Source organism: Kineosporia rhizophila (assembly GCF_021277265.1).
In the GTDB taxonomy this organism is placed as follows: Bacteria; Actinomycetota; Actinomycetes; order Actinomycetales; family Kineosporiaceae; genus Kineosporia; species Kineosporia rhizophila.
In genome coordinates, this window is sequence record NZ_JAJSOH010000003.1 from 29461 (window position 1) to 53585 (window position 24125).

Annotated in this window: 22 protein-coding genes; 9 read left to right on the forward strand and 13 right to left on the reverse strand. The window is 71.7% G+C overall.

Going from position 1 to position 24125, the window contains the following annotated elements:
- Positions 1-5 precede the first annotated feature (5 nt).
- From LWF15_RS06775 to LWF15_RS06795, 5 genes are all read right to left on the reverse strand, one after another.
- A complete protein-coding gene (locus LWF15_RS06775) occupies positions 6-4283 on the reverse strand; it encodes an FtsK/SpoIIIE domain-containing protein (RefSeq protein WP_232809515.1) in 4278 nt (1425 codons plus the stop codon).
- A gap of 98 nt (positions 4284-4381) precedes the next feature.
- Positions 4382-5869 carry an MFS transporter gene (locus tag LWF15_RS06780; RefSeq protein WP_232809516.1) on the reverse strand — a complete coding sequence of 496 codons (1488 nt, stop codon included), beginning with the start codon at positions 5867-5869 and terminating at the stop codon, positions 4382-4384.
- Complete coding sequence (locus tag LWF15_RS06785; RefSeq protein WP_232809517.1) at positions 5866-6426, reverse strand: TetR/AcrR family transcriptional regulator; 561 nt, start codon at positions 6424-6426, stop codon at positions 5866-5868. The genes LWF15_RS06780 and LWF15_RS06785 overlap by 4 nt, the downstream gene beginning before the upstream one ends.
- 97 nt (positions 6427-6523) lie before the next feature.
- A complete protein-coding gene (locus tag LWF15_RS06790) occupies positions 6524-6937 on the reverse strand; it encodes a hypothetical protein (RefSeq protein WP_232809518.1) in 414 nt (137 codons plus the stop codon).
- Positions 6901-7986, reverse strand: a complete 1086-nt coding sequence (locus LWF15_RS06795) for an alpha/beta hydrolase family protein (protein ID WP_232809519.1) — start codon at positions 7984-7986, stop codon at positions 6901-6903. Before LWF15_RS06795 ends, LWF15_RS06790 begins: the two co-directional genes overlap by 37 nt.
- Positions 7987-8033: 47 nt before the next feature.
- Here LWF15_RS06795 and LWF15_RS06800 point away from each other — a divergent pair, with 47 nt between their 5' ends.
- Both LWF15_RS06800 and LWF15_RS06805 read left to right on the forward strand, forming a co-directional pair.
- Complete coding sequence (locus tag LWF15_RS06800) at positions 8034-8621, forward strand: GNAT family N-acetyltransferase (RefSeq protein WP_232809520.1); 588 nt, start codon at positions 8034-8036, stop codon at positions 8619-8621.
- Positions 8618-9436, forward strand: coding sequence for a PaaX family transcriptional regulator C-terminal domain-containing protein (locus LWF15_RS06805; protein ID WP_232809521.1), 819 nt, complete (start codon positions 8618-8620; stop codon positions 9434-9436). The genes LWF15_RS06800 and LWF15_RS06805 overlap by 4 nt, the downstream gene beginning before the upstream one ends.
- Here the strand turns inward: LWF15_RS06805 and LWF15_RS06810 are convergent.
- The 4 genes from LWF15_RS06810 to LWF15_RS06825 all read right to left on the reverse strand — a co-directional run bounded on the left by LWF15_RS06810 (position 9399) and on the right by LWF15_RS06825 (position 12652).
- Complete coding sequence (locus LWF15_RS06810; protein ID WP_232809522.1) at positions 9399-10205, reverse strand: alpha/beta fold hydrolase; 807 nt, start codon at positions 10203-10205, stop codon at positions 9399-9401. The two genes, LWF15_RS06805 and LWF15_RS06810, sit on opposite strands and share 38 nt — an antisense overlap.
- Positions 10206-10221: 16 nt before the next feature.
- Entirely contained in the window at positions 10222-10677 is a 456-nt protein-coding gene (locus tag LWF15_RS06815; RefSeq protein ID WP_232809523.1) for a universal stress protein, read from the reverse strand.
- 151 nt (positions 10678-10828) lie between these two features.
- Entirely contained in the window at positions 10829-11986 is a 1158-nt protein-coding gene (locus LWF15_RS06820; protein ID WP_232809524.1) for an iron-containing alcohol dehydrogenase, read from the reverse strand.
- Positions 11987-12055: 69 nt separating this feature from the next.
- Positions 12056-12652, reverse strand: coding sequence for a GNAT family N-acetyltransferase (locus tag LWF15_RS06825; protein ID WP_232809525.1), 597 nt, complete (start codon positions 12650-12652; stop codon positions 12056-12058).
- 103 nt (positions 12653-12755) lie between these two features.
- Here LWF15_RS06825 and LWF15_RS06830 point away from each other — a divergent pair, with 103 nt between their 5' ends.
- On the forward strand, positions 12756-13481 hold the full coding sequence (locus LWF15_RS06830) for a universal stress protein (RefSeq protein ID WP_232809526.1): 726 nt from the start codon (positions 12756-12758) through the stop codon (positions 13479-13481).
- Positions 13482-13491: 10 nt separating this feature from the next.
- Here LWF15_RS06830 and LWF15_RS37350 read toward each other — a convergent pair whose 3' ends face one another.
- Positions 13492-15036 (reverse strand): sensor domain-containing diguanylate cyclase, encoded by a 1545-nt coding sequence (locus LWF15_RS37350; RefSeq protein ID WP_232809527.1) that lies wholly within the window; start codon positions 15034-15036, stop codon positions 13492-13494.
- A 57-nt stretch (positions 15037-15093) separates the two neighbouring features.
- Here LWF15_RS37350 and LWF15_RS06840 point away from each other — a divergent pair, with 57 nt between their 5' ends.
- Positions 15094-15693: a phosphoribosylanthranilate isomerase gene (locus LWF15_RS06840; RefSeq protein WP_232809528.1), complete on the forward strand. Its 600-nt coding sequence runs from the start codon at positions 15094-15096 to the stop codon at positions 15691-15693.
- Here the strand turns inward: LWF15_RS06840 and LWF15_RS06845 are convergent.
- Entirely contained in the window at positions 15690-16565 is an 876-nt protein-coding gene (locus LWF15_RS06845; protein WP_232809529.1) for a nucleoside hydrolase, read from the reverse strand. The two genes, LWF15_RS06840 and LWF15_RS06845, sit on opposite strands and share 4 nt — an antisense overlap.
- Before the next feature lie 114 nt (positions 16566-16679).
- Between LWF15_RS06845 and LWF15_RS06850 the strand changes: the two genes are divergently transcribed.
- Entirely contained in the window at positions 16680-17372 is a 693-nt protein-coding gene (locus tag LWF15_RS06850; RefSeq protein ID WP_232809530.1) for a carbohydrate kinase family protein, read from the forward strand.
- Positions 17373-17375: 3 nt separating this feature from the next.
- Here LWF15_RS06850 and helR read toward each other — a convergent pair whose 3' ends face one another.
- On the reverse strand, positions 17376-19535 hold the full coding sequence (gene helR / locus LWF15_RS06855; protein ID WP_232809531.1) for an RNA polymerase recycling motor ATPase HelR: 2160 nt from the start codon (positions 19533-19535) through the stop codon (positions 17376-17378).
- A 129-nt stretch (positions 19536-19664) separates the two neighbouring features.
- Here helR and LWF15_RS06860 point away from each other — a divergent pair, with 129 nt between their 5' ends.
- The 4 genes from LWF15_RS06860 to LWF15_RS06875 all read left to right on the forward strand — a co-directional run bounded on the left by LWF15_RS06860 (position 19665) and on the right by LWF15_RS06875 (position 23436).
- Positions 19665-20183, forward strand: coding sequence for an HAD domain-containing protein (locus LWF15_RS06860; RefSeq protein WP_232809532.1), 519 nt, complete (start codon positions 19665-19667; stop codon positions 20181-20183).
- 139 nt (positions 20184-20322) lie between these two features.
- A complete protein-coding gene (locus LWF15_RS06865; protein WP_232809533.1) occupies positions 20323-21315 on the forward strand; it encodes an ABC transporter substrate-binding protein in 993 nt (330 codons plus the stop codon).
- Positions 21315-22127 (forward strand): ABC transporter ATP-binding protein, encoded by an 813-nt coding sequence (locus LWF15_RS06870; RefSeq protein WP_232809534.1) that lies wholly within the window; start codon positions 21315-21317, stop codon positions 22125-22127. The genes LWF15_RS06865 and LWF15_RS06870 overlap by 1 nt, the downstream gene beginning before the upstream one ends.
- A gap of 25 nt (positions 22128-22152) precedes the next feature.
- Positions 22153-23436, forward strand: coding sequence for an amidohydrolase family protein (locus LWF15_RS06875; RefSeq protein ID WP_232809535.1), 1284 nt, complete (start codon positions 22153-22155; stop codon positions 23434-23436).
- A 19-nt stretch (positions 23437-23455) separates the two neighbouring features.
- Here the strand turns inward: LWF15_RS06875 and LWF15_RS37355 are convergent, their stop codons facing one another.
- Positions 23456-24016, reverse strand: coding sequence for a helix-turn-helix domain-containing protein (locus LWF15_RS37355; protein ID WP_232809536.1), 561 nt, complete (start codon positions 24014-24016; stop codon positions 23456-23458).
- Positions 24017-24125 lie beyond the last annotated feature (109 nt).

Genomic DNA, 24125 nt, shown 5'->3' on the forward strand with positions numbered 1-24125 from the left:
GCCGCTCAGGCCACGCCCGCGGCCTGGATCGGCTGCACCGACCGGCGGACGGCCAGGTAGCCCCGCCCGGGCGGCACCGGCAGGATCTGGTCGCGCTCCAGCGTGAAGCCCAGCTGGCGGGCGGCGAAGACCCCGGTGGGGGCCAGCACCAGACGGGTGCCGTTCTGGATCGACGTCTCCACCACCCGCGCCAGTGAGCGCACCGAGCCCTCGAGCACCGGCCCGGCGTCACCGCACAGCACCAGCGCCCGGGTGCCGGCCGAGGCCGGATCGGCCAGATCCTCGAGCAGCGTGGGGGCGGGGGCGAAGTTCTCGATCCGCGCCTCGATCTTCATCTGATCGAAGTCGTCCACCACCACCGCGTGACGTCCCCCCTCGAAGGGGGCCACCGCCGTCCTCAGTTTCTCGTCGTTCCAGGTGGTTCCGGACAGCACGGTCAACTGCGGCGACAGCCCGGCCAGGGTCTGCAGCGGCGAGCGCGGCGGGGCGATGGCCAGCACCGGGATACCCACGTGCAGCAGCGACTGCACGATCGCGTTGGCGCTGGTGCTGCGGCCGCTGCCCTCGGGCCCGCTGATCAGCAGCAGGTGCGGGTCGTCGCCGAACAGGTCCACCCCGAGCGGTTCGATGTGGGGCCCACCGCGTCCCAGCGGGATCCAGGTGGGGCTGGGCACGTTCTGCCAGAGGATGCGCTCGCCCAGCGGCACGTGCACCGGCAGCGCCGCGAGAGCGCGCGGCGCACTGGTCAGGCTGTGGGCCTCGCGGGTGCGGGCGGTGAAGTCGGCCTCGTCCACCTGGAAGATCTGCACGTGGCAGCCGGTGGCCGTCTCGATGCCGCGGCCGGGCAGCCGGGGCGGCGGGCTGAACTGACCGCCGATCGCGGCCCGGCGGGCCGACTCGTTGGGGAAGGCCAGCAGGACGCGCCGGTTGAACAGGTCGGGCAGCCGGCCGTTGATCATCACCTGACCGCCGGTGACCACGACGTGCACGCCCACCGGGGGACCGCCCTGGATCACCTCGTAGAGCATGGTGAGGACGCTGGTCTCGTCGAACAGGCCCTGGTTGCGGTTCTCCAGGCCTTCCCAGCCGTCGACCAGGACCACCAGGGCCGGTCTCGGGGCGCCCGAGGCGAACCGTTCCCTCGTCCGTTTCTGGACCTCCTCGGCCAGCCAGGTGACCAGGCGGCGGATCCGGTCGGGCTCGCCGATGTGCATCACCGCGCCGGTGTGCGGCAGGGCCGCGCAGGCGTTGAGTTCGCCCTCGCGGTTGGCCACCACGTACAGGTGCACCTGGTCGCTGCGGTGGATCGAGACGCCGTTGATCAGGGCGCGCAGCGCGTTGGTGCGCCCGGACTGCGGGCCGCCGGCGATCATCCAGCGGTCGGTGCCGGCCAGGTCGAGGGCCAGGACCGGCTGCTCCTGGTTCTCCGGGTCGTCGGCCACGGCGAAGGCCAGGGACCCGGGCGGCGCCATCCGCAGGTTGCCGGTGCGCAGCAGGGCGGGCAGCGGGGGCAGCAGCGGCCGCTTCATCGGCGGCAGGTTCGCCGCCCGCGAGGCCGCCTCGACCGCGGCGATGGACAGGGTCTGGTCGGTCTCGCCCCGCACCGGGCCGCCTCCGGCCGAGGGCCGGGGCAGGCCCAGCTGCGACCAGTCCACGTGCCGTACCGAGGCGGGCCGGGCGGTGCCGTCGGGCGGGGGATCGCCCAGGTAGCCGGACTGGAACGGCCGGGGCTGGCGGCTCTCGTCGAGGGTGCACAGGATCAGCCCGCGGCCCTTGAACCGGCCGGGGATGCCCACCGCGTCCGGGGTCCCGAGCACCTCGACGCTGTCGGACTTCTCGTTCTGGCGCAGGGTGATCCGCAGGCTGATGTTGTTCTTCATCTCCGGCGAGAGCTTGCCCTGCAGCGACTGGGTGGCGAAGACCAGGTGCATGCCCAGCGAGCGGCCCTTGCCGGCCACCGCCATCAGTTCCTTGGGGAAGTCGGGCGAGGTGTCCATCGCCCGCGCGTACTCGTCGAACACCATGACCAGACGCGGCAGCGCGGGCATCCGCGGATCGCTGCGGCGGGCCTTCCAGTAGTTGTCGATCTCACCGCCGTGCCGGCCGAGCATCGACTCGCGCCGGCGCACCTCGGCCCGCACCGAGGCGAGCACCCGCTGGGCGGCGGCCTCGTCGAACTTCTGGGCCGGGTCGTCCTCGGTGTTGCGGATCAGCGCGACCACGTGCGGGCAGTGCTCGAAGGGCAGGAACGCGCTGCCGCCCTTGAAGTCGACCAGCACCAGGTTCAGCTCGTCCGGGCGGTTGGCCAGCAGCAGCGAGGTGACCAGGGTCTGCAGCAGGATGCTCTTACCGGCGCCGGTGGCCCCGGCCAGCATGGTGTGCGGGCCCTGCCCGGCCAGGTCGACGGTGACCGGGCCCTGCGCGTCGGCGCCCAGCGGCACCTCCAGCTGGGGGCCGGGGTGCTCGTCCCAGAGCTTGAGCACGTCTTCCGGGGTGGGCCGGGCCAGGCCGACCAGGTCGAGGAAGCGCTGCGGGTAGGGCAGGGCGCCCGGGTCGTCGCGGGCGCTGAGCCGGTCACGCATCGGGGCCAGGGCCCGGGCCAGCACCTCGGCCTGGCGGCTGCTGAAGCGCTCGGGCACGATCGCGTCGGCCGTGCCGGACCGGTCGCCCCAGGCGGTGACCGTGTCACCGTCGAGCCGCACCAGGCCCCGGCAGTCGATCATGTCGCGGGTGTCGATGCAGATCGAGTAGACCCCGACCTCGGGCCCGTCGTGCAGCACCTCGCGGATGCCGGGCACCTTGCGCATCGACAGCGCGCCCTGCAGCACCACCACCACGTGCTGGTCGATGCGGGCGTTGTGCACCTCGCGCAGCGCGTCCTGGCGGATCGCGATGAGCTGCTTGAGCTCGTCCAGGCGGGCGCCCCGGGTGGCCGGGGTGACCCCGATCGCGCACGGCGTCTCGCCGCCGTCACCGGCCACCACGTGCGGCAGCCAGCGCGTCCAGGCCAGGTCGGGGTCACCGTCGGGGGTGAGCACCACGATCCGCAGATCGGCCGGGCTGCGCAGGGTGGCGAGCTGGGTGAGCAGCCAGTTGGCCACCTGGGTGGTGCGCTCGGGCGGCCCGACCAGGCCCAGCACACCGGTGGCGCGCAGGTCGACCGTCCAGGGCACGCCGCGCAGCCACGGGTCCTCGAACCCGACCCAGGGCTCACCGCGCAGCGTGATCGAGGCCGGCCGGTCGTACCGGCCGACCCGCAGCAGCAGCGCCTCGTCGGACTGGCCGTCGCGGGGCCACAGCCCGCGCACCGAACCGGAGGCGATCAGCGCGATGCTCTCCGGGTCGGGGGCCTGGGCGTGACGCACCTGGATCTCGGTGACCGTGGCCTGGTCGATCTGGCCGGCCACCCGGCTGCGGGAGTTCTCGAACTTCTCCATCCGCTCGCGGCGGGCCCGGCGCTCGAAGAAGGCCGTGGCGCCCATCGTGATCGGGGTGAAGGCGGCGAACAGCAGCATCGCCGGCTGCTTCATGATCAGGGCCATCGCGACCCCGAGCAGCATCGGCACGAACATGGCCACGACCATGGCGCCCTTGCTGCTGCCCTCGGCCGGGGCGCTGGGGAAGCTCAGGTCGAGGGGGGAGACCCGGGGCGTGGGCGCGTAGGCGCGGTCGAACTCCAGGTGCGCGTCGGTGGTGCGGCTCAGCTGCACCGGCGGTCCGGGGGAGGCGATCACCTGCAGCACGTCGTCGCCGACCTGGAACCGCTGACCGGGGGCCAGGAATCGGGGGGCACCGATCCGCTCGCCCTCCACGGTGATCCCGTTGGCCTGGTCGGCGGCCTCGGTGACCTGGATCGTGATGCCCTCGCGGGCCGCCGAGATGTGCGCGTGCTCGCGGGAGATCTTGGGGTCGCGCAGTTTCACGTCGGCCCCGGCCGAGCGCCCCAGCGTGCTCGTGCCCTCGGGCAGGAACAGGGAGCGCCCGGCGTCGGGGCCGCTGAGCACCAGCAGGCGGGCAACCAGGTTGGGCGCCACCGGCCGGGTCAGCGGCCCGGGCTGCCCGATGGTCAGGTACGAGCCGACCGTGAGCGGGCTGTTCTCGATGACCTCGTCGGGGTCGAGCCACTCGTGCCCCACGTAGCAGGGGCGATCGCCCACACGGAAGGGCAGCGCCGCCAGCAGCGAGCGCACGGTGCTCTCGCCGGACGCGCTGATCTCGACGTCGTGCTCCGCCCCGCCCTGTGGATCGAGCTGTGGATCGAGCACCGTCAGCCGGATGATCAAACCGTTTCCCCCACGGATCGGCCTAGTGATGACCGACCGATCCTAGAGGGACATTCGCGCCGGTTTCGGCACGAATACCCTGGGTTACGGCACTACTCTCAATGGTGGACGTCGGTCAGTTCCAGTTCCCGGGGGATCCAGCACCACACCACGACGGCCGCGATCGCGACCATCAGGGCCCCGATGAGCCCCACGGCGGCGAAGGCATTGGTGAACGATTCGCCTGCCGCCTCCTGGAACCTGGTTCCCACTGACCCGGCGACCGATTCGGTGACGGCGTCACCGGCGTCCCCAGGTAGCCCCGAGCGGTAGACGACCCCGGCGATGCTGCCCAGCACGGCCACCCCGAGCACGGCCCCGATCTCGAAGGACATCTCCTCGATGGCGGCGGCCGAGCCGGCCTGGTGCACCGGTGAGCGGCCCATGATCAGTGCCGACCCGACGCCGAGGGCGGCGCCGCCGAGGCCGACCATGAAGAACGCGACGGCCAGGCCCGCGTACGGGATCGGCCGGGGCAGCAGGAAGACCGTGGCCAGGCCCGCTGCGGTGACCAGCAGGCCGGAGGTGATCACGGTGCGCACCCCGATCCGGCCGGCCAGGGCCGGGGCGAACGGCGAGCCGATCAGGCCACCCAGGGCGGTGGGCAGCAGGGCGGCCCCGGCGGCCAGCGGCGACCAGCCCTGCACCAGCTGCAGCCACTGAGAACCGACCAGCAGCAGGGCCATGAACACGGTGCTGTGCGAAAGCGCCGAGAGCACGCCGGAACGGAACACCGGGTCGGCGAAAAGACCCACCGCCAGCATGGGCTCGCTCTGCACCAGGCAGCGCCGCACGAAGGCGGCCATCGCCAGCAGGCCGGCCACCAGGACGGCCACGGTGGGCACGTCGAGGCCGTACTTGCTCAGATGCTTGATGGCGTAGACGATCCCGACCATCCCGCCGACCGACAGCAGCACGCCCACCGCGTCCAGGCGCGCGGGGCGCTCGGACCGGCTCTCCGGCAGCAGGAAGATCCCGGCCACGGCGGCCACCAGCATCAGCGGCACGTTGAGCAGGAAGGCCGAGTGCCAGCTGAACACCTCCAGCAGCACGCCGGCCACGATCGGGCCGATCGCGCCGCCCAGAGAGGCCATTGCCGCCCAGATGCCCAGCGCCAGCGCCCGTTCGCCCGGCTCGGGGAACAGGGCGCGGATCAGCGAGAGCGTGGTCGGCATGATCATCGCGCCGCCGACGCCGAGGAGCACCCGCAGGGCGATGACGGCGCCGGGGGAGTCGGCGAACAGCACCAGCAGCGAGGTCAGCCCGAACACGGTGAAACCGGCCAGCAGCATGCGTTTGCGGCCCACCCGGTCGGCCAGGGCGGCCACCGGTACGAGCAGGCCGGCCAGCACCACCGGGTAGGCGTCGACGATCCACAGCTGGGAGACCAGGCTGGGCTGCAGGTCGGCGATCAGGTCGGGCAGGGCGACGTTCAGCACCGTCATGTCCATGACCACGACGAGCAGGCTGGCGGCCAGGACGGCGAGGCCGGCCCAGCGCCGCGGGGGTGACTCGATCTTCGCCACGGGGGCGGTCCGGGTGCTCATCGGGCGCGGGTCCCTTCCAGGAAGGTGACCACCACGTAGGCGTCGAGGTCCTGGCGGGCGACCCGGCCGACCGTGACCGCGTCGCGGGCGGCGACGAGGATGCCGTACACCGCGGAGGACAGCCAGCGCGGGTCGAGGTCGCTGCGCAGCAGCCCGGCCTTCTGCCCGGCGGCCAGCAGTGCCGTCTCCTGCCAGGCCAGCTCCTCGGTGCGGGCCACCAGGTCAGGGGCCACCCGCAGGTAGGGGTCGGTCAGGGCGAAGCCGAACTCGTCGTAGTCGGCCAGGTAGCGGCTGAGCACGTCGCGGATGCAGGCCTCGATCCGCCCGGCGTCGCCGGAGGCGATGGCCTCGGACACGCCGGCCTCGGCCATGCTCTGCTCCCAGCGGTTCAGGGAGCGGGTGCCCAGTTCGTGCAGCAGTTCGTCACGGGTGGAGAAGTGGCGGTGCAACGTGGCCCGGCCCACCCCGGCCGCGGCGGCCAGGTCGGCCATCGAGGCCCGGGCATCGGTGTTCAGACGGCGTACGGCCGCGGCCAGGATCGCGTCCCGGGAAGTCATGGTGAGTCCTTCGGAAGACTTGCTGAGACATCACTGTCTCATGTGAGACAGATCTGTCTCAACAAGTATTCCCGGGGCCCACCCGGGATCCACCCGGTCAGCCCCCGATGCCGCCCGAACTGCCGGACTCGCCGTTGCGGGGTGGCTCCAGGCAGGTGACCGTCCCGTCCGGCTCGTCGAGGTAGCGCTCGGTCTTCTTGGGGCAGTCCTCGTCGGTGGGCACGTTGGGGCCGCTGACGTAGTCGTGGTCCTCGGAGCAGAACACCTCCGCGAGCGGCTCGCCCTCGGCGTCCTCGCTGCCGTCGTTCGCCCAGCACACGTCGTCCACCGAGTACCCGTCCGGCGTGGTGGCGAACAGCAGGGCCCCGGCCATGATGAAGCCGGCGACCACGGTGATACCGCCACCCACCAACCCGAGCACGCCCAGACCGATAAAGACCCCCTTGCGGCGTCGGCTCTCGGTCCGCGGGTCGATCAGCGGTTGCCAGTTGTGAGGGGGTCTCGGGCGCACGCTGCATCTTGCGGTGCAGAAGAGGCGGGTGTCTGCCCGTTTTCCGTTTCGTGACTTTTACGATCGGCCGTCCGGGTGGCGGCGTACTCGGCCAGTGCGTCGAGAAAACCGGGCGCCATCAGCCGGCGGGGCCGGAACACGGCGGTCAGCAGACCACGTACCTGCGACTGCTCCACATCGGTGCGAGCCAGTGAGTGGGCGGCCCCGGCGAACCATCTCACCTGCAGTTTCTGTGGTCCGAGGACGGAACGGTAGATCCGTTCGGTCTCGTGCGCGTCCACGTTCTGGTCATGGCCGGCCAGGACCAGCAGCACCGGCGTGCCTCGCGCCGCCAGGTCGTGCAGGGCGCAGGTGGCGTCGCTGCGAAAGTTCTTCAGCACGAAGCCCCAGCGGGCCCGGCTCATCGGCTCACCGTCCGGATCGGCGGCCAGGTAGTCGTCGTAGTCGCCGTTGCGCTCCAGAACGGCGTTGATCCGCTCTCTCTCCTTCAGCGCTGCATCAAGGTCGGCGGCCGTCGCCCGGAGGTTGAACTCGCCCTGCCGCAGCCAGTTGATCGCGGGGGAGAGCAGAACCACGAAGGAGATGCGCGGATCATCCGCCGCCACCTGCGGCACGACCCAGCCGCCCTGGCTGGCGCCCCACAACCCGACCTCGTCCGGGTTCAGCTCTGACCGCTGCCGCAACTGCCCGACCACTTGCGTCACCTCACGTGCCCGCTCGGCCTGGTCCTGGGTGAGCCAGTCGCCCTCCGATCCGCCTACCCCTGGCTTGCTCCAGGAGACCGAGGCCACCCCCGCCTTGGCCAGCGCCTCGAACTGAGGCCGGTACAGGCCGTCGTTGGTGGCCTCGACCGGCCCGTCGCCGTGCACGAACACCACCACCGGCACCGGCCCCGATCGCTGCCGCGGAAGAGTGAGCACGGCGTCCAGCTGCCCCTGCGGCCCGGTGAGGCGGATCCGGCGCTCATCCATCTCGAAGTGGTTACCCGCAACGGCGAGCCCGGTCAGAACGAGGACCACCGCCCCCAGGGCGGCCAGCCAGCGACGCATGATCTATCCTTTCAGCAACGATCGTTTCCTCGACGATAGGTCATCACATGGAGATCCGGATACACCGGGCCGTCCCCCGCGGAGCCGAGGCCGACGCGGCCCGCCTCTACGGCGATGCGTTCGGGTCGAAGTTGCGGCCAGGGCTGGGCACCGGCGCGGTCCGGGAGCGGTTCCTGGCCGCGGCACTGCGGCCCGATCGGATGGTGTGCGCGGAGGTCGACGGCGTGGTCTGCGGGGTGGTCGGGCTCAATCTCGACGGCGACGGCGCGTTCTCGATCACCTGGCGCTCCCTGCGCGAGCACTACGGCGCGAGCGCCTGGTGGCGGATGCTGCTGCTTCTGCCGCTGCACCGCGAACCCCGGAAGGGCCACCTGCTTTTGGACGGGATCGCGGTCGATGCGCGGATGCGTGGCCGTGGGGTGGGTGGCCGGCTTCTGGACGAGGTGGACCGGATCGCCGCCGAGCAGGGGTTCGACCGCATCGGTCTCTCGGTGATCGACAGCAACCCCCGGGCGCGGGCGCTGTACGAGCGGCACGGCTACTCGGCTGCGCGGACCGAGCGGGTCGGCGCGCTGGGGGATCTCTACGGTGGTTTCCGGTCGGTCACCAAGATGGTCAAGGAGGTCGGGGCGTGAGCCTGCCGGCGCGATTCGTGGTGGAGAGCCTGGTCGACGACGAGGGGACGGCCTCGCTGGCCCAGGTCTACGACGTGGGCAACGCGCTGGGCATCCCCGACCAGCCGATGCGTCTGACCGTACGGCGCATGATCGCGGCGGGAGAGTTCGTGCAGGAGGGGCGCGGGCGCGCCGGAACCCTGCGGCGCACGGCAACCGCAGATCTGACCGAGCGGCACGACGCGGCCTTCGTCGAGTTCGCAACGCGACGCGACCAGGGGCAAGAACCTTGGGACGGGTGGTGGCACCTGTTCGTCTATTCGGTACCGGAGACGGATCGCCAGTTGCGCGACGACGTCCGGCGCACCCTGGTGCGTCTGGGCGGGGCGCAGCTGCGGCCCGGCGTCTACGTCAGCGCCGACCCCTGGCAGGCGCTGGTGAACGCCGAGCTGGGGGACGCGGAGGTCAACAGCTGGACCCTGAGCACCCAGGACCTGCGCCGCGGGGAACTGCGGGAACCGGCCGAGCTGGCCGCAGCGCTCTGGCCCCTGCCCGAGATCTCCGGCCGCTACACCGCCCTACCCAGGCTCACCTCGTCCCCTGTTGGTAGTGACCGCATCGAGAACCTGCGCCGCGCGCTGGAACTGGTGGCAGCGTTCGACCAGGCCATGGCTCCCGACCCGCTGCTTCCGCCGGAGCTGCTGCCCAGCCCCTGGCCTCCGGTCGCCGCCCGGGCCGCGTTCCACCGAGCCTGGGCCGACCTGGCCGAGGCGGTGGCCGCCGAGGGGCTGCCGTTGTTCAGACGGTTCGCGGCAGGAAACTCTCCAGCAGGGTGAGCACCTGCTGCGGGTGCGTGATGGTGGGGGAGTGACCGGCGCCCGGGATCTCGTGCACCTCGCCCGCGCCCGGCATCGCCTCGCTCATCAGTTGCATGCGCGAGCGGGGCAGCGACTGGTCCTCACTGCCGCGCACCAGCAGCGCCGGGCAGGTGATCTCGCCCAGGCGCCCCGACACGTCGTCCCGTTCCAGCAGGCACTGCGCCGCCGCGCCGAGCGGAAGGCTGTAGTGCCGCTGCCAGTTGCGGATCCAGGCGTGCGCGGCCGGGTGCTCGCCGATGAGCTGGCGGGACAACGGCACCACGATGCCCTCGACCGGCCCGTGCTCGGCCAGCCCGGCGAACATCCCGGCGTAGACCACCTTGTCGTGCGGGTCGCAGGCCTGCGCCTCGGTGTCGAGGAGCACCAGGCCCCGCACCCGCTGCGGGGCCAGCAGCGCCACCCGCAGAGCGGTGAACCCGCCCTGGCTCACCCCACCGACCACCGCCTGAGGCACCTTCAGCGCGTCCAGCAGGCCCAGGACGTCGCGCGCCTGGTCCCAGTAGTCGAACGGGCTCTCGCCCTCGGGGGAGTTGCCGTGGCCGCGCGCGTCCCAGGCGATGATCCGCCAGCTGTGCGCCAGGGACGACTCGAAAACGGCCGAGAACATGGTGCGGTCGAGGAAGTAGCCGTGGCCGAGCACGAGCGTGGGGGCCGTGGAGGGGCGGCTCGGGGCGCTGTCGGTGTACGAGAGGGTCCGGCCGCCGACGGTGATCTCGCGGGTCTCCATCCGGTCAGGCTACGACTTACTTGAAGCGGCCGGTGAAGGCGAACAGGGGCTCCTGCTCGGGCCGCACGATCACCAGCGGCGAGCAGGCCCGGTGGGCCACCTCGGCGGCCACGATGCCGCAGCGGTCCTCACCCACCACGAGCAGGCTGGCGGTGAGCGACTCGGCGATCAGCACGTCGTCGGCCCGCCCGGCGATCACCCGGGTGCTGACCGGCAGCGGGCTGGTCGCGGCCCGCAGCGGTTCGGCGATCGACTCCAGCCAGTGCGCCGTGCTGATCAGGACCTCGGGTGAGGGTGCGGCCGCCCGCGGCGCACCGGCCGGCCGGGGTGGCATCCGCAGCGCGTGGACCAGGACCAGCGGAAGGTGACGGGCCCGGGCCTCGTCGGCGGCCTTACGGGCGACCAGGACGTTGGACGGTGTCAGGTCGATCCCCGCGACGACCCGGTATCTGCGCCCTATCTCGGCAGACATTCAATTCCCCCAGTGAATGATGCGTGAGGAGGACGGTACTCGGTCTACCCGAAGGTAAGAAGCACTTTTCTTGAACCTCGCAGAAAATGCCGGGTCACGGGCGTGCTGTGAGTTTCGGGATAAGTGAAAACCCCTAGTCCGAAAAGGCTGTTCAGAGCGACGCTCGGACCGCAGCGGTCATTTCTTCGCGGGTGAGTGGAAGAGGATTCGCTTTCGTTGAAGAAGCGGCCAGTGCGCCGTCCACCAGTTCGTCCACGTCGTCCTCGCGCAGCCCCAGTTCGGCCAGACCCGGCACGCCCAGAGCCTGGACCAGTTCGCCCAGCGCGGCCACCGCCGGCTCGGCCCCCGCCTCCTCCGAGCCGGTGACCAGCGGCCCGAGCGCGGCGAAACGGGCCTGCACGGCCGGATCGGGAGCGCGGCGCAGGGCGGCCAGGTCAGCCTCCAGAACCGCCGGGAGGAAGGCCGCGCACAGAGCGCCGTGCGGAGCACCGAGCATGCCGCCCGCCACCCCGGCCAGGCCGTGCACCGCGCCGAGCCCCGCATTCGCCAGCGCCACGCCACCCAGCAGCGAGGCCAGGGCCAGGTCGGCGCGCACGGCCGGATCGTCGGTGCCCTCGTGCGCCGCTCGCGGCAGGGCCCGCAGCGAGGCCGCCAGCCCCTGCCGGGCCAGCGCGTCGGTGACCGGGTTGGCCCGGCACGAGATCAGCGGTTCGACCAGCTGCACCAGGGCGTCCAGACCGCCGTGCACCAGGGGGGTGCGCGGAAGGCCTTGCAGGAGATCGGGATCCACCACCGCGGCGCGGGCCAGCATCGCCGGGGAGCGCAGGCTGACCTTGACCCGCCCGGCGGTGAGCACGGCGTTGCGGGTGACCTCGGAACCTGTGCCGGCCGTGGTCGGGACGGCCACCCACGGCAGCACCGGGCCGGACAGCGGACGGCCCTGGCCCACCACCTCCAGGTGCTCCAGCGGGTCGCCGTTGTGCACGAGCGCGGCCACGGCCTTGGCGGTGTCCAGGGCCGAGCCGCCGCCCACGCCGAGCACCGCCCCGACCCCGCCGCTGCGGGCCTGGGCCACGGCGGCCTGCACCGACTCGACCGACGGCTCACCCCCGGCCCGCACAGTGACCGTGCTGCGGCCGGCCTGCTCCAGACGCTCCCGCAGGGGCGCGGCGTGGCGGTCGGAGGCACCGGTGACCAGTAGCACCCCCTGGTCGCCCGCGGCCTCACCGGCCAGATCGGCGGCCTCGGCTGCGCGTCCGGCGCCGAAACGCACGTCACCGGGCAGAGTCAGGGCGAAGCTGTTGAACACGGGTCACCTCGGGGGTGGGAAATGCGGCCACGGTCGGACCGCCACGCTACCGAGCGGCGACCCGCGCCCTCACCCCGTGGTGGAGCGGCCCAGGTAGGTCACGGTGGGACCGCCGACCGGGAGCTCCTGGAAGCCCAGCCGCTCGTAGAAGAGCCGGGCGCTGGTGTTGGTAGGAGCCATGCCCAGGTGCACCGCCGACGCTCCGGCCTCGCGCACAGCGCCCAGGAACCGGTGGATCAGCTGCCGTCCGAAGCCCTGCCCCTGAACCTGCGGCAGAAGGTCGATGTGCAGGTGCGCGGGGTGGTTCTCCAGGCCGGGCTCGAGCATCCGCTGCGGATTCAGGCCCAGTTCCAGCAGCCAGCGGTCGGTCTCCGCGTACGGTTCGGGGTAACGCCGACGCAGGTGAGGCACCCAGGAGGTGGCATAGCTCCGCACGAACGCCGGGGTGTCGGCCGTGCCCAGCACGTAGCCCACCGGCTGCCCGGCGTCTTCCAGGACGAACGCGAACTGCGGTTCCAGCGTGACGTAGGGCGCCGCGAAACAGTCGCCCATCAACTCGTCGCTGCTGTACTGCCCCCGGGCGTCGCCCCCCGCGTCGCCGGTGCGCACGCAGATGTCCTGGACGGCGGGCAGGTCTTCGGGCCGGTACGGGCGGATGTTCGGCACGGGCCCGAGCCTAGGGCTTGTCCGGGCGAAGTGTGACCTTCGCCCCTGACCCGGCGAGAAGTTCCGAAGCACAATGAAACAGGTGGCACGGAGGGAGCTGACCATGACGTACTCCGAACGTAAGACCGTGGTGGGGCACGACGGGACGCCCGCAGCAGCGGCAGCCCTCGACTGGGCGGCCGCAGACGCCGCCCGCCGGGGCTCGGAACTCCTCGTGATGCAGACCGACGAACGCGGCTGGGCCGACGCGCTGGCCCGGGTACGGCGCCTCGCCCCGGAAGTGCCGGTCACCCTGACCGGTACCGGCCGCTCGCTGGCCGAGGCCTCGGGCCGGGCCGAGATGATCGTGCTGGGCGCCCCGGCCGCCGGCTCGCCCCAGGCCACGGTCGTCTCCGAGGTGGTGGCCCGGGCCGGCTGCCCGGTCGTGGTGGTCGGCCCGGACGAGCCCGGCCCGGCCAGCGGCCTGCCGGTCTCCGTGGGCTACGACGGCTCGGCCTGCGCCGAGCGCGCGCTCTCGTTCGCGGCCGAACGCGCCGCCCAGTGGCAGGTGCCCCTGGTGGTGGTCGTGGCGCAGGCTCCCCTGGCGGCCGACCCGCAGACCCTCGGGGCGCAGGCGGCCGCCTGGGTGCTGCGCCGCCACCCCGGGCTCGAGGTGCGCCACGAGGTGGCCGAGGGCGAGGCAGTACCGGCCCTGGCGGCCGCCTCACGTGGCTGCGGACTGATCGTGGTCGGCAGCCGAGGGCGTGCCCTGGCCGCAGGCGTGCTCGACAGCTCGGTCGGCGACGGGCTGATCTCGCGCTCACAGAGCCCGCTCGCCGTCGTCCACTGATCCAGCGGTCCTACCCCGCAGGTGAACGCCCGCGCCGCAGGTTCTTCTCCGCGTAGAGAGCCTCGTCGGCGCGGGCGTTGAGCAGGGCCGGGGCCTCGCCGACCTGACGCACGGCATACCCGGCGCTGAAGCCCACTCCCTCGGGCGCGGACCAGGCGGATGCGAGCCGCTCCAGGACCGCCCGGGCCACCGCGCCGTCGCCCCGGGCGATCACCGCGAACTCGTCCCCGCCGAAGCGGCAGACCAGGTCGGTGTCGCGCACCGATCCGGCCAGGGCGGCGGCGAAGGCGCGCAGCACCCGGTCCCCGGCCGGGTGACCCTGACTGTCGTTGAGCGCCTTGAACTTGTCCAGGTCGAACAGCACCAGCACGGCGTCGTCGGCCAGGCACTGCAGGGCCTGCTCGAACGCCCGCCGGTTGCCCACCCCGGTGAGCGAGTCGGTCATCGCTGCCCGGTCCAGCTCCTCCACCTGCCGGACCCGTTCCAGCACCGGCCCGGCCTGGATCGAGAGCAGCTCGATCACCTGGTCGGTGAAGTGGTCGAGGTCGGACACCGGCCGGGTCCACCAGATCACCATCACCCCGACCAGCCGGTCGCCGACCAGGATGGGGACGTACAGCAGCGAACGCGCCGACACCCGGGCCACGTACTGACGCGAGACCAGCGGACTGCTCAGGGCGTCGGCCACGTACAAGTGGCGCCGGGTGCGCGCGGCGACGGCAGCGCCCGAAGGGTCGGTGCCGACCGACAGCCGCACTCCCGAGAAGTCGGCCCCGATGCCCGCGCCGCCCCGGGCGACCAGGTCGTCGGCCGGCGGCCCGGAGTCACCCGCCCCGAAGCCCGGGATCGGCCGCTCCGAGACCATCGTGAACACCCCGTCGGCCCGCAGCACGTGCATCGCCAGCTCGCTGATCAGCCGGGCCGCGTCCGACTCGGTCTGCGCCTGCAGCAACGGGCGCAGCCCGGCGTGCAGCTGTTCCAGATCGCTGCGCTGGCGCTTCTGTGTCCAGATGGCCGCCGCGATCATCTCCCCGATCACCCCGGCGAACAGGATCGTGCCCACCAGTTCGACCAGGTGCTCCTGCTGCCGGCCCAGCCCGGCCACCACCCCCAGCAGGGCCACGTTCAGCGCGGTCAGCGCGGTGGTGCGCCCCGGCCGCAGCACCAGCCCGGCGTAGCCCAGGCTCAGCATGTAGACCGGCTGGTAGTGCCCGAGCACGCCGGGCAGCCCCTCGCCGAAGTTGAGCAGGAACGCGCTGGGCAGCACCGGCCAGATCAGCACCGAGTCGCGGAACCGGTGCCAGGGCAGCAGGAGCAGAGTCAGGCCGAGGACGGCGACCCCGGCCACGATCAGCAGCTGCGGCAGCCGGGCCTGCTCGTTCTCCCAGGTCTGAGCGGTGACACAGGCGGCGTAGACGTCCGCGGCCAGGTAGAGCGCACCGGCCAGGCGGCCCTTGCGCGTGCGCTGGGCGTCCTCGTCCAGCCCGGGCACCAGCCAGGTCCGCAACCAGCGGGAGGCCCACCAGGCCCAGGACCGGCTGCGCTCGTTCTGCACACCGGTTCATCGGCCGCTCCCGCCCCGGGATCAAGCCGGGGGACTAGGATCCGGCAGGTGTTCGTGAAGATCTGTGGCATCCGTGACCTGGACACGGCGCGGGTGGCGGTGCAGGCCGGCGCCGACGCGATCGGCTTCGTGCACCACCCGGCCAGCCCCCGGCACATCGAGGCGGCCGGGATCCGGGCCGTCCTCGAGGGGCTGGACGACCAGGCCGTCGAGACCGTCCTGGTGGTGCGCCGGCTCCCCGTCGAGCAGGTGCTGAAGGTGGCGCACCACAGCGGCGTGGCCACCGTGCAGTTCCACGGCGGCGAGAGCGACGAAGACCTGCAACGGGCCGTCAGCGAGGGGTTCTCGGTGATCCGCGCCCTCTCCCTCACCGAGTACGCGAGCAGCTCACCGACGTCCTCGATCAGTGCCCGTCTGATGCTCGACGCGCCGGAACCCGGCCAGGGGCAACTGATCGACGCCGAGGAGTTCACCACCCGGCCCGCCGAGCCGTGGATCCTGGCCGGCGGGCTCACCGTCGAGAACGTGCGGGCCCAGATCCGGCATCTACGGCCCGGCGGGGTGGACGTCTCCAGCGGCGTCGAGTCCTCGCGCGGGGTGAAGGACCACGCGAAGATCGCGGCCTTCGTGCAGAACGCCCGAGGCTAGACGCTTTCTCGCCCGAACCGGCGGATCTTGGCGAACATGTCCTCCAGCAGGAACCGCACATCGATCGACTCGGCCACCCGGACCGGATGACCGGCCCCGGCCACGTAGGAGCCCGACGGGTCGAACCGGGGTGCGGGGCGCTCGCGGAAACTGCCCCCTCCCGGGAACAGCATCAGTGCTACAACGGGTGAATCGCCCAAGGTGCGTGACTCGATCGGGGCCGGATGGTGGGCGGTGTTCCACTCCACGAGCTGGTCGATCAGGTAGTCGGCGAGCGGGCTGGTGCCCCGGATCTTCTCCTCCAGTTCGGCGTAACCCACCGAGACCTGGGCGAAGACGTTCCGGGGGATCTGCCACACCGTGATCCCCGAGTCGAAGACCACGTTGGCCGCAGCTATGTCGTTGCCCAGGTTGAACTCCCGGCCGGGGCACGCGTCCACCCCGTCGTACCCGGGCCCGCCGATCCACAGCACCACCACCGGCCGCTGGGTGATCGCCGGGTCCAGAAGGATCGCCGAGGCCATGTCGGTCAGCGGGCCGAGAAAGCCCACGTAGAGCGGATCCTCCTCGGATGCGAGCAGGCTCTCCTCGATGATCAGCCGGGCGCCGGGGCTGTCCTGGGGCGTGTGCTCGTCGGTCAGCGCGTGGGCGGCCCCGTTCGCCACCGGGGTGTCCAGATCCACGAGATGCAGCAGGCGGTCGATCTCCTCCCGCGACTCCTCCATGCTGCGCGTGCTGCGGTGCTCGCCGAAATGGGCCGGGATCAGCCCTCGCACGTCCAGCGAGGGGGAGAGCAGGGCGTGGACGATCGCGAACTGGTCGTCGGCCTCGTTCTTGGCGTCGGTGTCGAGAATGACGCGGCGGCGTTTCATGGCACTCCCTGCAACGGTGGCGGACATGAGCAGTACGAGTCTTTCGCACCGGCGGCTGCGCCGGACGAGCGACCCCACCCGGCGCTCAGCACGGATCTCACTACCCTGGAGAACGTGAACCCGAGCCACAGCCGGAGCAACCACGTAGTGGTGATCGGTCAGCGAGCCGGCCAGGCGGCCGCCGCGGCGACCTTCCTGGGCGGACCCGGGGTGACCCTGCTCGGTTGCGTCGAGTCGGTCCGACAGAAGACGTCGGTGCTGGAGGAACTGCGCGGGTTGCCGGTCGAGGTCGGTCACCTCCGGCTCGCCTCCGGCCCGGAAGACGCGCTGCGGCCCGACGACGTGTGCGGGGACGACGTGGCCGGAGCCGACGTGCTCCTGGTGGGGATGGACATTCCACCGGAAACAGCTCGGGCGGCAATGTATTACACGCGCGGCAAGGTGATCCTCGACCCCACGCCGGCGGCCGGGCAGCCGCCCGCGGCCCAGCACATCGAGGCCCTGGCCCCGTTCGTCCACGTCATGGTGCCCGACGCCCTGACCGTGGCCGCGCTCGACGTGGCCAACCCCTTCGACGCCGAGATCTACCAGCAGGCCGGTGATCTGGCCGAGCGGCTGCGGGTCAACGTGGTGGTCCCGCCCGGCCCGGCCGAGGAGGCCGGCGACTGCTTCCGTGGGGTGCTGGCCCTGCTGCTGGCCGAGAAGACGCCGCTGCCCGAGGCGGTCCGGATCGCCGTGCGGGCCGCCTCGGTGGCCACCATCACCGGAAAGCTCCCGGCCCGCAGCGAGACTCTCTCGGCCAGCTGACCTTCAGCTGAGGATCACCAGCTGCCGGGTGGCCCGGGTCATCGAGACGTAGCGGTCGACCGCTCCCTCGATGCCCTCGCCGAACCGGTCCGGGTCGACCAGCACCACCAGGTCGAACTCCAGGCCCTTGGCCAGCGTGGGGGTGAGTGAGCGCACCCGCGGCCCCGGCCGGAACCGGGGATCGCCGATCACGCAGGCCGTGCCCTCGTGGTGCTCGGCCAGCCACTGCTCCACCACGTCGGGCAGGTCGCCGGCGTCGCCGAAGACCACCGGCAGCCCGCTGCTGCGGATCGAGGTGGGCACGTTCGCGTCCGGCAGAGCGGCCCGGATCACCGGCTCGGCCTGGGCCATCACCTCTTCCGGGGTGCGGTAGTTGATGCTCAGCGAGGCGATCGCGACCCGGTCCAGCCCGACCCGGGCCAGCCGCTCGGCCCACGGCTCGGTGAAGCCGTGCCGGGCCTGGGCCCGGTCGCCGACGATGGTGAAGCTGCGGGAAGGGTTGCGCAGCAGCAGCATCTGCCACTGGGCGTCGGTGAGCTCCTGGGCCTCGTCCACCACGATGTGGGCGAACGGCCCGGCGAGATCGGCGATGTCGTCCGGCCGGGCGGCCGGCAGCGCCGCGTCGTCGACCAGGGCCTCCTGCAGGTCGCTGCCCTTGAGGATGATCATCGTGTCGTCGGCGTCGTCCAGCGCGTCCAGGATCTCGAAGACCACGCCGGCGCGTTCCTGGCGCTGCGCCTCGGCCGCCGCCTCGGTGCGCCGCCGCCGGCTCGCGGTCTGCGGGTCGCCCAGGCGCTGGCGGGCCGCGTCCAGGAAGGGCAGGTCCTCCTCGGTCCAGGCCTGCCCGTCCTTACGCTGCAGCAGCCGGACCTGCTCGGTGCTCAGCCAGGGGGCGCAACGGCGCAGGTAGGCCGGCACCGTCCAGAGGTCGGCGACCAGCTCGGTGGGCTCCAGCGTGGGCCAGGCCCGGTTCAGCGTCGTCATCAGTTCCTGGTTGCGCTGCAGCCAGCGCCGCAGCGCCGGGGCCGAGACCTCGGTGCCGTCCTCCTGCTGGTCGTGCTGATCGGCCACCAGTGTGACCAGTTCGTCGAGGATCAGGTCGGGCGCCTCGTTGTGCGGCGTGCCCGGAGAGATCGACCCCAACGCCGCCGCCCAGTCCTCGGCACTGAGCCACAGATCCTCGACCCACGGCGAGCTCACCGACAGGCCCTTACTCGGCGGGGTGACGTAGAACCGCACCGCGGCGTCGATCACCTCCACCACCTTGGCCGTCGACTTCAGCCGCCCCACCTCCGGATCCCGCTCCGGCTTCGCCGTCGCCCCCTCCGGCACCAGATCGCGCAACGTGCACGTGCGCACCCCGTCCTCACCCAGACTGGGCAGAACGTCGCCCACATAGTCCAGGTAGGGCTGGTGCGGCCCGACGAACAGCACCCCGCCCCGGCGATGCCCCAGCCTGGGATCCGAATACAGCAGGTAGGCCGTGCGGTGCAGCGCCACCACCGTCTTACCCGTGCCCGGCCCGCCGTCCACCACCAGCGCCCCGCGCGACCCGGCCCGGATGATCGCGTCCTGATCGGCCTGGATCGTGCCCAGCACGTCGCGCATCCGCGGGGAACGGGTGCTGCCCAGGCTGGCGATGAACGCCGACTGGTCGTCCAGTGCCGCGTTGCCCTCGAACGCCTCCGGGTCGAACACCTCGTCCCAGTAGTCGGTGATCCGTCCGCGCGTCCACCGGTAACGCCGGCGACTCGCCAGCCCCATCGGGTTGCCGTGCGTGGCCCCGAAGAACGGTTCGGCCACCGGCGAGCGCCAGTCGTGCAGCAGGCGGTGCCCGTTCCGGTCGGTCAGCCCCAGCCGCCCCACGTACATGGGCTCCTGCCCCTCTGGGCTTTCGGTCACCATCCGGCCCAGGCACAGGTCCAGCCCGAACCGTCGCAACGTGCGCAGCCGGCTGGTGAGCCGGTGCACCTCCTGGTCGCGGTCGAAGGCCCGCTGCCCCTTCCCGGCCGGCGCTCTGCGCTCGGCTTCCAGGCGCTCGGACAGTTCGGCGATCGACTGCTCGAGGGTGCTCGCGATCGCCGCGAAGTGTTTCTCGTCCGCCCCGATCAGATCGGGACGGGCCTTGGTGTGCAGGTCGGCGGGCAGATCGAAGGCTTTCACGGTCGAAGATTCTGCGCCGCGAACAGGGCCTTGCCGCAAGCCCCCCACTGCGCTATAACGTAGTTAGTGGCGGAGGAACCCGCCTTTTCTTTTGCCCGCAAACCGGCACCGTCGCGACACTATGGCGGTATGGACACATCCGCCCCGGTACCCCTGTGGTTGCTGGACTTCGACGGCGTGATCAACGGCAGCCGCGCCGGGTGGAGCGCCGCCCCGCACTCGAAGTGGCTGCAGGCGGCCGACCGCGCCTACCTCGTGCGCTACAGCCCAGCCCTGGTCAGCCGGATCCGGGGCCTGGTCACCTCCGGCGCGGTGGAGCTGCGCTGGTCCACCACCTGGGTGGACGACATTGCCCAGGTGAACAAGGAACTGGGCTTTCCGCCCGAACTCGCAGGGGTGGCCTTCACTCTGCCGCACGGCGTGGACACCACCCGGGAGCAGGTCAGCGCCCTGAAGATCGAGGCGGCCCGGAAGGCAGCTGCCGATGGGCGGGCCGTGATCTGGACCGACGACGAGGTCATCCCGGCCGACGGCCCGGTGCGTGAGGAACTCGAGGCCGCCGGTGCGCTGCTCATCGTCCCGAACAGCAAGCGCTGCCTGCGGCCCACCGACCTGGACACCATCGAGAAGTACCTGCACACCCGGTAGGTCGAGCGATTGGTAAAAAGTCCGCTTTGTGCGTTCAGCGGTCGCCCAGATCGTTGACGTGATCATCGGCGACCGTCTTCAGTGGTTCTCCGGCGACGGACCTTGGCCCCGTCGCCGCCCACTCGAGGAGGAACCGGCGATGCGTGTTCTGTCCAGTCTGCTCGGCCGCCCGAAAACCCTTCTGCTGGCGTCGGCCCTGGCCGGGGCGTTGACCCTGACCGGGTGCGGAGGATCGGACGACGAGGCCGAGGGGCAGGCGCAGGACGGGGGACCGGTCTCGGTCAGCGTGGGGGTCATCCCGATCCTCGACGTGGCGCCGATCTACCTGGGCATCGAGCAGGGCTTCTTCGAGAAGCAGGGCCTGGAACTGAAGATGGAGACGGCCCAGGGCGGGGCCGCGATCGTGCCCGGCGTGGTCAGCGGCCAGTACCAGTTCGGGTTCAGCAACACCACCTCGCTGCTGATCGCGGCCTCGCAGAATCTGCCCCTGAAAGTTGTTACCAACGGTGTGAACTCGACCGGTGAGAAGGGTAAGGACTTCGGCGGCATCGTGGTGCCGCAAGACAGCCCGATCCAGACCGCCGCCGACCTGGCCGGCAAGCGGGTCGCGGTGAACACGCTGAAGAACATCAACACCACCACCACGAACAAGGTGGTGCGCGACGCCGGCGGCGACCCCTCGCAGATCTCCTACACCGAGCTGCCCTTCCCCGAGATCCCGGCCGCGGTGGCCGGTGGTGACGTGGATGCCGGGCAGGTGGTGGAGCCGTTCCTGACCATCGCCAAGCAGCAGGGCATGCGGGAGATCGCCTCCAACTTCGCCCAGACCGACCCGAACCTGAACGTCGGCCTCTACTTCACCTCCCAGCAGTACGCAGGTGAGAACGCCGAAGTGGTGCAGAAGTTCACCTCGGCCATGCAGGAGTCGCTGAAGTACGCCAACGACAATCCGGAGGAGGCCCGGGAGGTGCTCTCCACCTACACCGAGATCGAGCCGGCCGTGCAGGAGGCGGTCACCCTGCCGAGCTGGCCGGAGCAGATCGACACCGCCTCCGTGGAACTGCTCAGCCAGCTGGCGCTGCAGGACGAACTGCTCGACGCCGAGCCCGATCTGACGAAGCTGCTGCCCTGATGAACGCGGCCGCGCTCGAGGTACGCGCTCTGGCCAAGACTTACGAAGGGCACAAGCGCCGGGTGGAGGCGATCCGGGAGCTCACCTTCAGCGTCGGCACCGGGCGGCTGGTCTGCGTGGTCGGGCCGTCGGGAGCCGGAAAGACCACGCTGCTGCGGTGTATCGCTGGCCTGCTGGCCCCGACGTCCGGCGAGGTGCTGCTGAACGGGCAGAAGGTCACCGGCCCGCCGCCGGGTATGGCGGTGGTGTTCCAGGAGTACGGGCGCAGCCTGTTCCCCTGGATGACGGTGCGGCAGAACGTGGAACGGCCGCTGATCGAGAAGGGGATGAAGAAGCCGCAGCGGCGGGCCGCGGTGGACGACGCCCTGTTCGCGGTCGGTCTGCTCGAGAGCCACGACGCGCACCCCTGGCAACTCTCGGGCGGTATGCAGCAGCGCGTTGCGATCGCCCGCGCGGTGGCCTACCAGCCCAGCGTTCTGGTGATGGACGAGCCGTTCGCCGCGGTCGACGCCCAGACCCGGGGCGAGCTGGAGGATCTGGTGCGGGACCTGTGGCGGCGCCTCGGCGTGACCACCCTGTTCGTCACGCACGACATCGACGAGGCGGTCTATCTGGGCGAGCGGGTACTGGTGCTGTCCAACCGGCCCACCCAGCTGCTGCAGGACGTGACCATCGACCTCCCGGCCGAGCGCGACCAGCTCAGCACCCGCTCCGAGCCCCGCTTCACCGAGCTGCGCTCCCAGGTGTACCGCCTGGTGCAGCAGGCCAAGCAGGGGGTGCGCGAGGTGGCCGAGCTGAAGGAACATCCGTGAAATACGCGCCTGGTAGACCGGGCGGATGCTCACCATCACCGGCGCCCGCAGCGTTCTGATCGACCAGCACACCACCACAACGAAGGACGTGGTGGTCGCCGACGGTCGCATCGTCGCCGAGGCGGTGGGTGAGGGAGAGATTTTGGACGCCGCGGGCAGCGTGGTCACGCCCGGTCTGGTGAACGCGCATCACCATTTGTTGCAGAGCGCCTTCCGCACGCTGCCGGGCTCGCGGGGCGTGCCGATGCGTGACTGGCTGGGCGTGATGGGCGCCGCGTACACCCGGGCCGGGGTGGATCCGGAGCTGGCCGGGGCGGCGGCGTCGGTGGGGCTGGCGGAGTCGCTGCTGAACGGCGTCACCACGGTCGCCGACCACCATCTGACCTGGCCGAGCGGCTGCGACGACGTGGGCATCGCGCGGGCCGTGGTGCAGGCCGCGCAGCAGGTGGGCGCCCGGCTGGTGTTCGTGCGGGGCAGCGCCCGGGACGACCCGCAGGAGGCCGCGGCCTCGGCGACCAGGATCGTGGAGAGCCTGCCCACCGGCTCGGACGGAATGCTCCAGCTGTCCGTGGGCCCGGCCGGGGTGCACAGCGACTCCCGCGAGACCTTCGAGCTGCTGGGCGAGGTGGCGGCCCGGTTCGGGCTGAGGCGGCGCACCCAGGCCAACGAGCAGGTCGATGTGGAGGTGGCGCTGGAACGCTACGGACGGCGTCCGCTCGATCTGCTGCAGGAGTGGGGCTGGCTGGAGCCGGACGTCACGGTGGCGCACCTGTGCGACGTGACCGACGACGAGATCAAGCGGCTGGCCGCGGCCGGGATCACCGCCACCCATGCGCCCGGCTGCGACGTGCCGATGGGCTGGGGCGTGGCCCCGGTGGCGGCCCTGCTGGAGGCGGGCATCGAGGTCGGGCTGGGCACGAGCGGGGGCGGCAGCAACGACGCCGGGCATCTGCTGGCCGATGCCCGCCTGGCGATGCAGGTTTCGGCGTTGGCCGGGCCTGCCTTGCCGGCGCGCACGGTGCTGGGGATGGCGACGGCCGGGTCGGCGGCGGGTCTGGGCCGTCCGGAACTCGGTCACCTGCGGGTGGGCGCAGCCGCGGACCTGTGCGTGTGGGACGTGAGTGGGGTGGCCGATGCGGGGGTGGCCGATCCGGTCGCCGGGTTGCTGTGGGCCTCGCCCGGGCGGCGGCCCCGGCACGTGGTGGTCGGCGGGCGCGTGGTGGTGCGGGACTACCTGCTGACCGGGGTTGACGAACCCGATCTGGTGGCCGGTCTGGACCGGGTGCTGAGCCGGGGACGTCAGCGCTGACCTCAGAGCTGCCTCGAGCTCACACCGGCCGGGTGCCTTCCTTGACGATGAACAGCCGATAGGCGCCGGCCCCGGACCAGCGGTGCGGTACTCCGGCACTCAGGTACAGCGAGTCCCCGGCCTCCAGCGTGACCCGGCCCTCGGCCCCCAGGTCGATCAGCACCCGGCCCAGGGTGACGTGCACGAACTCGTCCTCCGCGTGCTGGTAGTACTCGCCCGGGTCGGTGTTGTCGCCCTCGAACATCATCGGTTGCATCCGGCGGTCGCCGCTGGTGAGCAGCCGGGCCCGGCCCAGGCCGTAGGGGCCGGTGGTTCCCTCGTGGGCCCGCTGCACCTGCACGGCCGGGGTGTGAGGATGGCCATCGACCGGCCCCTCGACCGGTCCGGCAGCCAGCAGCTCGACCTGGCTCGTGCCCAGGGCCAGGGCGATCTCAGCCAAGGACGAGATGCTCGGGTTGGTCAGTCCCCGCTCGACCTTGCTCAGGAAGCCGTGGGTGAGGCCCGCCGACGCGGCCAGCTCGGCCAGGGTGAGGCCGCGCGCGCGGCGGATCTGCCGGATCCGGGTTCCGAGGGGCTGCACGCTGACGGCTGACTCCTTCGTGGTCGCAACTCTTTACCGCAGCGTCCCCGCCCGTGACATGGCCGAAACGCGGGATGCCTAGATTCGCCGATGTTCCTGACAGGAACAT

What these genes read in the sequence shown, in the direction of transcription:
- LWF15_RS06780 (WP_232809516.1), bottom strand. Translation starts at nt 5,869, where the DNA reads ATGAGCACCCGGACCGCCCCCGTGGCGAAGATCGAGTCACCCCCGCGG.
- LWF15_RS06785 (WP_232809517.1), bottom strand. Translation starts at nt 6,426, where the DNA reads ATGACTTCCCGGGACGCGATCCTGGCCGCGGCCGTACGCCGTCTGAAC.
- LWF15_RS06795 (WP_232809519.1), bottom strand. Translation starts at nt 7,986, where the DNA reads ATGCGTCGCTGGCTGGCCGCCCTGGGGGCGGTGGTCCTCGTTCTGACC.
- LWF15_RS06800 (WP_232809520.1), top strand. Translation starts at nt 8,034, where the DNA reads ATGGAGATCCGGATACACCGGGCCGTCCCCCGCGGAGCCGAGGCCGAC.
- LWF15_RS06810 (WP_232809522.1), bottom strand. Translation starts at nt 10,205, where the DNA reads ATGGAGACCCGCGAGATCACCGTCGGCGGCCGGACCCTCTCGTACACC.
- LWF15_RS06815 (WP_232809523.1), bottom strand. Translation starts at nt 10,677, where the DNA reads ATGTCTGCCGAGATAGGGCGCAGATACCGGGTCGTCGCGGGGATCGAC.
- LWF15_RS06830 (WP_232809526.1), top strand. Translation starts at nt 12,756, where the DNA reads ATGACGTACTCCGAACGTAAGACCGTGGTGGGGCACGACGGGACGCCC.
- LWF15_RS06845 (WP_232809529.1), bottom strand. Translation starts at nt 16,565, where the DNA reads ATGAAACGCCGCCGCGTCATTCTCGACACCGACGCCAAGAACGAGGCC.
- LWF15_RS06860 (WP_232809532.1), top strand. Translation starts at nt 19,665, where the DNA reads ATGGACACATCCGCCCCGGTACCCCTGTGGTTGCTGGACTTCGACGGC.
- LWF15_RS06865 (WP_232809533.1), top strand. Translation starts at nt 20,323, where the DNA reads ATGCGTGTTCTGTCCAGTCTGCTCGGCCGCCCGAAAACCCTTCTGCTG.
- LWF15_RS06870 (WP_232809534.1), top strand. Translation starts at nt 21,315, where the DNA reads ATGAACGCGGCCGCGCTCGAGGTACGCGCTCTGGCCAAGACTTACGAA.
- LWF15_RS06875 (WP_232809535.1), top strand. Translation starts at nt 22,153, where the DNA reads ATGCTCACCATCACCGGCGCCCGCAGCGTTCTGATCGACCAGCACACC.